The following is a 9370-nucleotide window of genomic DNA, read 5'->3' on the forward strand; positions in this document are numbered from 1 at the left end:
CTAGTCGGGCAGATGGCGCAGTAGCAGCATCGCCAGCGGCGGCAGCGTCAGCGACAGCGAGGCGGGCAGACCGTGCGACGGCACCGGCTCCGCAAGGAGCTCGCCGCCGTTGCCGACGTTGCTGCCGCCGTAGCAGGCGGCATCGGTATTGATGATCTCCTGCCAGCGCCCGGCATGGGGCACCCCGAGCCGGTAGCCCGGCCGCGGCAACGGCGTCATGTTGACCACCACCAGCACCACGTCGTCGCTGTCCGGCGCGGCGCGGCGCAGGTAGGCGAACACGCTGTTATGGCTGTCGTCGCCGATCACCCAGCTGAAGCCCCCGGGATGATGGTCGCAGGCGTGCAGCGCGGGCAGCTCGCGATAGGCGCGGTTCAGGTCCCGCACCAGCATCTGCATGCCGCGGTGATTGGGGTGGTCCAGCAGCGCCCAGTCGAGCTGGCTCTCGTGATTCCATTCGAGCCACTGCGCCAGCTCGCCGCCCATGAACAGCAGCTTCTTGCCCGGGTGGGTCCACATGAAGCCGTAGTACGCGCGCAGGTTGGCCAGCTTCTGCCAGTGGTCGCCCGGCGCCTTGTTGATCAGCGAGCCCTTGCCGTGCACCACCTCGTCGTGCGACAGCGGCAGCACGAACGCTTCGGACCACGCGTAGACCATGCCGAACGTCATGTCCTGGTGATGCCAGGCGCGGTGCACCGGATCGTGCGACAGATAGCGCAGCGTGTCGTGCATCCACCCCATGTTCCACTTGAAGGTGAAGCCCAGCCCGCCGCTGTCGACCGGCGCGGTCACGCCCGGCCAGGCGGTCGATTCCTCGGCGATCGTCATCGCGCCATGGCAGCGCTCGCGCACCACCGTGTTCAGTTCCCGCAGGAAGGACACCGCCTCCAGATTCTCGCGCCCGCCGAAGCGGTTCGGCACCCACTGGCCGGCCTTGCGGCTGTAATCGCGATACAGCATCGAGGCGACCGCGTCGACGCGCAGCCCGTCGATATGGAACTCGCGCAGCCAGTGCAGCGCGCTGGCCAGCAGGAAGCCGCGCACCTCGTTGCGGCCGAGGTTGTAGATCAGCGTGTTCCAGTCCTGATGGAAGCCTTCGCGTGGGTCCTGGTGCTCGTACAGCGCGGTGCCATCGAATTCCGCGAGGCCGTGCGGATCGGTCGGGAAGTGCGCCGGCACCCAGTCGAGGATCACGCCGATGCCGGCCTCGTGGCAGCGGTCGACGAAGGCGGCGAAGGCCTGCGGCGGCCCGAAGCGCGCGGTGGGCGCGAACAGCGACAGCGGCTGGTAACCCCAGGAGCCGCCGAACGGATGCTCGGTGATCGGCAGCAGCTCGATATGGGTAAAGCCCAGGTCGCGCACATAGGGAATCAGCCGCTCGGCCAGGATCTCCCAGCCGCGGGAGGGATCGTTGACTTCGCGCAGCCAGGAGCCGGCATGAATCTCATAGATCGACATCGGCGTCGAGTACGGATCCTGGCTGGCGCGGCGGCTCATCCAGGCCTGGTCGGTCCAGCCGAACGGCGGCGCCGACACGCCGGCCTGCGTGACCACCGAGGCGGTGCCCGGCGGCAGTTCGGTGGCCAGCGCCAGCGGATCGGCCTTGTCGGGCAGCGGATGGCCGTGCGCGTCGCTCAGGTCGAACTTGTAGCGGCTGCCCGGCTGCACGCCGAGACCCGCCGGCACGAACAGCTCCCAGACGCCGACGCCGTAGCGCAGCCGCATCGGATGGCGCGCCGGATGCCAGCCGTTGAAGTCGCCGATCACCGAGACCCGGCTGGCATTGGGCGCCCACACCGCGAAGCGCACGCCCTCGATGCCGTCGATCGTCATCCATTGCGCGCCGAGGCAGCGCCCCAGTTCGAAATGCCGGCCCTCGCCGATCAGGTGCAGGTCCAGTTCGCCCAGCAGCAGATCGAAGCAATAGGGGTCGGCGCCCAGCTGGCGGGTGCCGTCGCCCCAGGTGATATCGAGCCGGTAGTCGCGCCGCCCGAGCTTGTCCGGCAGCGTGCCGGCGTAGATGCCGCCGGCGTGGATGCATTGCATCGGTCCGATCGCGTTGCCGAAGTTGTCGGTCAGCGCGACCGACTGCGCGCCGGGCAGGCAGGCGCGCACCACCATGCGGTCGCCCTCGCGGTGCGGGCCGAGCAGCGAAAACGGATCGGCATGCCGCGCGCCCAGCAGGGCGTCGTACTGCGCGGCGGTGTGCTCGGATTGCCCGTGCTGGCCCCGCGTCGACGCGGGGCCGGAAAAAGTCGTAGTGGCCATGATTGCGTCTCAGACGTGAGGAGCGGGCGGCGGCGACGCCGGCGGCGCCGCGGCCGTGCCGGCGGGCGTGCCCGTCAGCGTGCGGATCAGCCGCGCCAGCCCGTGGACCGGCAGATCGATCCAGGCGACCCGGTTGTCGGCCTCGTACTTGACCTCGTAGGCGGCGCGCTCGAGCAGGAACAGGTCGAGCAGCGGCTGCATCTGGTCCGCGCCGACCCACGGGTGCAGCGCGGTGTCGGCGATTTCGCGATAGCCGCCAAGGAAGGCGTCGGCGGCGGTCTGGCGGAAGCGCTCGAGCAAGCCTTCGCGCCGCTCGGCCTGCGCCGGCGGTAGCGCCGAATGGGTGCGCTCGCTGCGGTCGGTGCCGACCGTGGCGGCGGCATAGTCGAACGAGCGCAGGATGCCCGCCACGTCGCGCAGCGGCGAGGTCTTGCGGCGGCGATAGGCCAGCGGCAGCCCAGGCTCGCCCTCGAAGTCGATGATGTAGGTGTCGCTCTGCGCGATCAGCACCTGGCCCAGATGCAGGTCGCCGTGAATGCGGGTCTGCAGGCTGCCCGGCGCCGCGGCGGCGAGCGAGGCGACCAGCTCGGGCAGGCGTTCGCGGCTGTCGAGTACCGCCTGCACGTCCGCGCGGTAGCGCTCGCCGATCGCGCCCTGCGGCGGCTGGCCGGCGCCCGCGCTCATCAGCTGCAGCGCGGTGTTCAGCGCGGCCATCGCGTCGTCGGTCCACTCGCGGACCTGGGCCTCGTCGGCCGGCACGGGCGTGAAGGCCTCGTCGTCGCTCGGCCGCGCCAGCACCGCGTGCAGCTCGGCCAGGCGCCGGCCCAGCGTCGTGGCCATGGCGGCGAAGCCGTGCATCGCCTCGGCGAACTCGTCGTCGCCGTTTTCCAGCGGCAGCGCGTCGTCGATCGCGCGGCCGATGTAGTCCAGCGTCCAGTTCCAGCCGTCGCCCTGGTTCAGGATGTAGCCCTGCAGCAGCATCAGCGTATGGGGGGTGCCGTCGGCGTCGGTCCGCACCACCTCGCCCAGCATCGCGGCGGCATTGGCATAGCCCTGCTCGGTCAGGTAGCGCGTCATCTCGGCCTCCGGATGGATGCCGCCGGAAACGCGCCGCACCAGCTTGAGCACCGCTGAGTTGTTGAACGACAGCGAGCTGTTGGACTGCTCGGCCGACATCCACTGGATCGGGTCGTTCTCCAGCGTAAGCGCCGCCAATCCCGGCGCGCCGCGGAAGTGGATCTCCCCGCGCGGCGAGGCCATATGCGCGCCGGCGCGCAGGGCGGTGACGACCTCGCGGGCGAAGCGCTCGACCACGAAGCCGTCGGTGGCCAGGCCGACCCGGCTGCCGCGGCGCACGCGCGCCATCGCCAGCCCGTGGGCCAGTTGCGGCACGCTCGCGCCGGGAGCGTCGTGGTCCCACAGCACGCTGACCGGCAGCTGGTAGCACTCCTTGCGTCCCTGCAGCGCGACTTCGACCTCCGACAGGTAGAGCGCCTCGCCCGGCACGGCGGCGCCGAACGGAACGGCATAGGAAATCGTGACGCCCTGGATCTTCTCGCTCTTGGCGCCGAACCAGCGCCGCCGGCTGATGTAGTCCGGCAGCACCTCGTTGGACAGAATGCGACGCGACGCTTCGGTCAGGTCGGCTTGCGTGGTGTTTTGCATGATCAGCGTGATCAGCTCGGGCATCTGCTGCGGAGCGTCGACGTGCCAGGACGGCGGCTGCGCCTCGGTGGATAGCACGAACCAGTAAAAGCCATAGGGCGGCAGCGTCAGCAGATAGGTCAACTGGCCGATTGCCGGGAACGGCGTGGCGCCGAGCATCTCGACCGGCACTCGGCCCTCGAACTCGGACAGGTCCAGTTCGACTGCTTGCGGCGCACGCGACAGATTGGCCACGCAAAGAATGTGCTCGCCCTCGTATTCGCGCAGATAGGCGAGGATCTTCCGGTTGCCTGGAAACAGGAAACGGAAGCTGCCGCGGCCGAAAGCGCGGTGCTGCCGCCGCAGCGCCAGCATGCGGCGCATCCAGTTGAGCAGCGAATGGGTGTCGCGCGACTGCGCCTCGACATTGACCGCCTCGTAGCCGTACAGCGGGCCCTGCAGCGGCGGCAGCACCAGCCGTTCCGGATCGGCATGCGAGAAGCCGCCGTTGCGGTCCGGCGACCACTGCATCGGCGTGCGCACGCCGTCGCGGTCGCCCAGATGGATGTTGTCGCCCATGCCGATCTCGTCGCCGTAGTAGATCACCGGCGTGCCCGGCATCGAGAACAGCAGGCTGTTCATCAGCTCGATGCGGCGGCGGTCGCGTTCCATCAGCGGCGCCAGCCGGCGGCGGATGCCCAGATTGATGCGCGCGCGGCGGTCCGAGGCATAGACCTCCCACAGATAGTCGCGCTCGCTGCTGGTCACCATCTCCAGCGTCAGCTCATCGTGATTGCGCAGGAAGATCGCCCACTGGCAGTTCGGCGGAATCTCCGGCGTCTGCCGGATGATGTCGGTGATCGGGAAGCGGTCCTCCCGCGCGATCGCCATGTACATGCGCGGCATCAGCGGGAAGTGGAAGGCCATATGGCATTCGTCGCCGTGCGCCGGCCGCTCGCCAGTGGCCGGCGCGCCGCCGAAGTACTGCTGGGCGTCCTCGGGCCACATATTGGCCTCCGCCAGCAGCAGCCGGCCCTGATAGTGGTCGTCCAGATGCTTGCGGATCTGGCGGATCACCGCATGCGTCTCGGGCAGGTTCTCGTTGCTGGTGCCTTCGCGCTCGACCAGATACGGCACCGCATCGAGCCGCAGGCCGTCGATGCCCATATCGAGCCAGAACCGCATCACCGACAGCACGTCGCGCAGCACCAGCGGATTGTCGAAGTTCAGGTCCGGCTGGTGCGAATAGAAGCGGTGCCAGAAATACGCCCCGGCAACCGGGTCCCAGCTCCAGTTCGACTTCTCGGTGTCGCAGAAGATGATGCGCGTGCCGCTGTAGGCCTGGTCGGTGTCGGACCAGACGTAGTAGTTGCGCGCGGCCGAACCCCGCTTGGCATGGCGGGCGCGCTGGAACCAGGGATGCTGATCCGAGGTGTGGTTGATCACCAGCTCGGTGATCACGCGCAGCCCGCGCGCATGGGCGGCCGCGATGAAGCGCCGCGCGTCCGCCAGCGTGCCGTATTCGGGATGGACGTTGCGATAGTCGGCGATGTCGTAGCCATCGTCGCGGCGCGGCGACGGATAGAACGGCAGCAGCCAGATCGTGTCGACGCCGAGGCTGACCAGGTAGTCGAGCTTGGCCAGCAGGCCGGCGAAATCGCCCACGCCGTCGCCATTGGCGTCGTAGAACGACTTGATGTGCAGCTGGTAGATGACCGCGTCCTTGTACCAGAGCGGGTCGGCGTTGAGCAGCGCGGTGCTGCCGCGTTCGGAGAGGCGCTTCATGCAGACTCCTCGCGCCGTGGCTTGACGTGCCAGAGGGCGAACGGCAGGGCATGCGGATCGAGCCGGATGCGTTGATGTTTGCCTTGCCACAGGAAACGATGGCCGTGCATCAGGTCCTCGGCAGCCAGTGCGCCGTGGTCGGGCAGGCCCCATTCCCACAGCGGCAGTTCGATATCGGCCTCGCGCACCGCGCGCGGATCCAGGTTGATCGCCACCAGCAGCACGTCGTCGCCGAAGCCCGCGTCCGGATCGTGCGAGGTGGGCACATAGCGCGCGAAATACAGCACCGCATCGTCGCTGGCGTGCAGGAAGCGCAGGCCAAGATGGTTCTGCAGCGCGGGATGGCTGGCGCGGATCTGGTTCAGCCGCGTGATCTCGGCAACGATATTGCCCGGCCGGTGCCAGTCCCAGGCGCGCAGCTGGTATTTCTCCGAATCCAGATACTCCTCCTTGCTCACGCCATTGACCACCAGCGGCGTGCCCTCGCACAGCTCGAAGCCGTTGTACATGCCCCACAGCCCGGACAGCAGCGTGGCGAGCGCGGCGCGGATCAGGAAGCCCGGCCGTCCCGAATCGTGAAGGAAGTAGGGGTTGATGTCCGGCGTGTTGACGAAGAAGTGCGGGCGGAAGAATTCGCGCAGCGGCGTGCGCGTCAGCTCCGTCATGTACTCGATCAGCTCGCGCTTGTGGTTGCGCCAGGTGAAGTAGGTGTACGACTGGCTGAAGCCGAGCTTGGCCAGCCGCGCCATCATCTTCGGCCGGGTGAACGCCTCGGCCAGGAAGATGGTGTCGGGATGGCGTTCCCGCACGTTGGCGATCATCCACTCCCAGAACGGCAGCGGCTTGGTGTGCGGATTGTCGACGCGGAAGATGCGCACGCCCTCGCTGACCCAGAACATCACCACGTCGCGCAGCGCGATCCACAGTGCGGGCGCGGCGGCGCCCTTGGCGTAGAAATCGACGTTGACGATGTCCTCGTACTTCTTCGGCGGATTCTCCGCGTAGCGCAGCGAGCCGTCGGGCCGGTGCGCGAACCATTCGGGATGCTCGCGCAGCCACGGATGGTCGGGCGAACACTGGATCGCGAAGTCCAGCGCCAGCTCGAGCCCGGCCGCGGCGCTGGCCGCGCGCAGCCGGCGGAAGTCCTCGAGCGTGCCGAGCTGCGGATGGATCGCATCGTGGCCACCCTCGGACGAGCCGATCGCGTACGGGCTGCCCGGATCGTCGGGCGCGGCGCGCAGGCTGTTGTTGCGGCCCTTGCGGTTGGTCTTGCCGATCGGATGGATCGGCGGGAAATACAGCACGTCGAAGCCCATCGCACGGATCGCCGGCAGGCGTTCGATCACGTCGTCGAAGGTGCCGTGACGTTCGGCGTCGTTGCTCTGCGAGCGCGGAAACAGCTCGTACCAGCTGGCAAAGCGCGCCGCCAGCCGATCGGCCTCGACCGGCATCGCGACCGGATGCCGCGTGGAGAAATGGCGCGGATCGGCGGCCTGCATCAGCGTGCGGGTCTGCGGCGACAGCAGGATCTCGAGCCGGCGCAGATCGTCGCTGGCGGCCGCCTCCAGTTCGGCGACGACTTCGCGCAGCGCGCGCGACGCCTCGCGCTCGCCGGTGCGGCCGTGCCGCAGCGTATTGGCGACCAGGCGCGCGCCTTCCTCGATTTCCAGCGTCACGTCGACGCCGGCCTGCTTCTTCTTGGTGACCTCGTCGCACCAGGTGGCGAAGGCGTCGTGCCAGGCCTCGACGGTGAATTCGTGCCGGCCCAGCGCGGTCAGCGCGAAGCTGCCGACCCAGCGGTCATTGACGGTCGGCGCCATCGGCGCCTCGTGCCAGCTTTCCTCGCCGGGACCGCGCCACAAGACCACGGCGGCGAGCTTGTCGTGGCCGTCCATCCAGATGTCGGCGCTGACCTCGACGCGCTCCCCGGTCACGCGGCGCACCGCGAAGCGGCCGTTGTCGCAGGCCGGCGCGACGTTCTCGATGGCGATGCGCGGCGCCTGCACGGCTGCGGCGGCGCTGCGCTCGAGCGCGGCGCGCACCGATGCGCCGAAGCGCTTGCCCTCGCGCCGGGCCGGCTCGGCCAGCGCCGCCGACGGCGCGGCATGAAACAGCTGCACGCCGGCCGGCGCCAGCGTGATGTTGTCCAGCGCATCGAGCAGCGTGCCGGGCTCGACGCCGCCGCCGGGGCCGCCGTCGGCGGCCAGCAGCGTGCCGGCGCCATGAGGCAGGGCGCTGAGGATGCGGTCGGCGCCGAGCGTGGCCGGCTGCTGCGCATCGGGATTGATGACGATGGCCAGCGGCAGCGGCGCCCCGGACGCGGGCATCGGCAGCCGCGCCAGCGCGATCAGCGCGCCATCGGCGCCGCTCAGCTGGCGTACCGCCAGCGCCGGGGCCGGGCCGCGCGCGGCGATCCAGGCGTTGGCGTGAATCAGTTCGTGCGACAGGTCGTAGCTGAGCGAGGGATCGCCATCGCCATCGCTGCCGTCCTGCCGATTGCCTCGATTGCCTTGGCTGCCTGGAGTGCCTCGATTGCCTTGATCGCCTGGCGGGTCCTCGCCGCAATCGCCGCCGCCGCATTCGAAGCCCGCCGGCACCAGGATGCCGTCGCCGAGCGCCGCGGCGGTCCACAAGGCGCGCCGGGCCGCCAGCGCATCGAGGCCGCGGGCCTGCATGGCCGGCGCCGCCAGCACCGCGCCGAAGGGGCGCAACCGCGCGATTTCCTCCGTCAGCCACGGGCTGCGGTAATCCCACCACGGCAGCGAACAGAAGGCGCCGTCGAAGCCGGCGTCCGCCAGGTCGGCCAGTTGACCCGGGCTGGTGCCGGGTGTCCAGGCCAGCATCAGCGGCGGCCGTCGGGCGTCGGTGGCTGCCTTGCCGCCCGCGCCCCCGCCCCCACCCTTCAGCGCCGCGATCAGCTTGCTCCAGTGCCGCCCCGCCACGCGGGCCGGCGCGCGGCACACATAGCCGGCGATATCGAGTTCGGCCAGGCCCTGCAGCCGTTCGGTCCACCACGACACCAGCGCCGCGGCGACGCCGTCGTCGTGCCAGCGCAGGCGCGCGCCGGGCAGGTGGTTGTCGGTGTCGCGCGGATCGGGCATCGCGCCGTCGTGCCGCCAGCCCGGATCGATCGGCGCGGCGCCGTCGGGATAACGGTCCAGCGCCAGCTCCAGCAGGCAGGCCAGCCCCTGGGCGCGGCAGTGGGCGGCCATCGCGGCCAGGGTGTCGGGCGGGGTATGCAGCGCGGATGCGCCTGCCAGCAGCACATGATCGAAGCCGAGCGCCTTGGCGCGGGCCAGGGCGCCGAGGGTGCCTTCATTGGCCTGGTGGACAACATTCGGATCGATCTGGCAGATGCGCACGGATTGGCTCGTCGGAAGCGGGACAGTCCGGGCACTGATGCGAAGCGCGTGCCAATATACCGCCGCGTCGGACATCCACTGACGCGCTCGCGGGGGCGCCGTTGCCGGGCAAGGCATGGCGCCCGATTGCGGCGTGGGCGCCGCTTGCCGAAATGACAAGCACCGAAATGTGGCCTGTAAAAACTACAGTGCCGCGCTGGCAGAAAGTATCCGAAGCGGTGCCGCGCGATCGGGTTCGGGCGGCGGATGGGGCGGATGCTCCGGCGGCGGCTCAAGCGGGGCTTAGGCGGGGCTTAGGCGGGGGCTTAGGC

3 protein-coding genes are annotated in these 9370 nt (G+C 69.7%); all 3 read right to left on the minus strand.

Going from position 1 to position 9370, the window contains the following annotated elements; translation table 11 throughout:
* From glgB to J5T34_RS23190, 3 genes are read right to left on the minus strand one after another with little or no spacing between them, the layout of a single operon-like run.
* Positions 1–2268: a 1,4-alpha-glucan branching protein GlgB gene (glgB, locus tag J5T34_RS23180; protein ID WP_244259201.1), complete on the minus strand. Its 2268-nt coding sequence runs from the start codon at positions 2266–2268 to the stop codon at positions 1–3.
* 9 nt (positions 2269–2277) lie between these two features.
* Positions 2278–5697, minus strand: coding sequence for a maltose alpha-D-glucosyltransferase (gene treS, locus J5T34_RS23185; RefSeq protein ID WP_208583251.1), 3420 nt, complete (start codon positions 5695–5697; stop codon positions 2278–2280).
* Entirely contained in the window at positions 5694–9059 is a 3366-nt protein-coding gene (locus tag J5T34_RS23190) for an alpha-1,4-glucan--maltose-1-phosphate maltosyltransferase (protein WP_347880695.1), read from the minus strand. Before J5T34_RS23190 ends, treS begins: the two co-directional genes overlap by 4 nt.
* Between the last annotated feature and the right edge of the window lie 311 nt (positions 9060–9370).

The sequence above is a fragment of the Cupriavidus gilardii genome (assembly GCF_017598945.1).
Taxonomy (GTDB): domain Bacteria; phylum Pseudomonadota; class Gammaproteobacteria; order Burkholderiales; family Burkholderiaceae; genus Cupriavidus; species Cupriavidus gilardii_E.

Coding starts and splice junctions, on each gene's coding strand:
- glgB (WP_244259201.1), bottom strand. CDS start 2,268: ATGGCCACTACGACTTTTTCCGGCCCCGCGTCGACGCGGGGCCAGCAC.
- treS (WP_208583251.1), bottom strand. CDS start 5,697: ATGAAGCGCCTCTCCGAACGCGGCAGCACCGCGCTGCTCAACGCCGAC.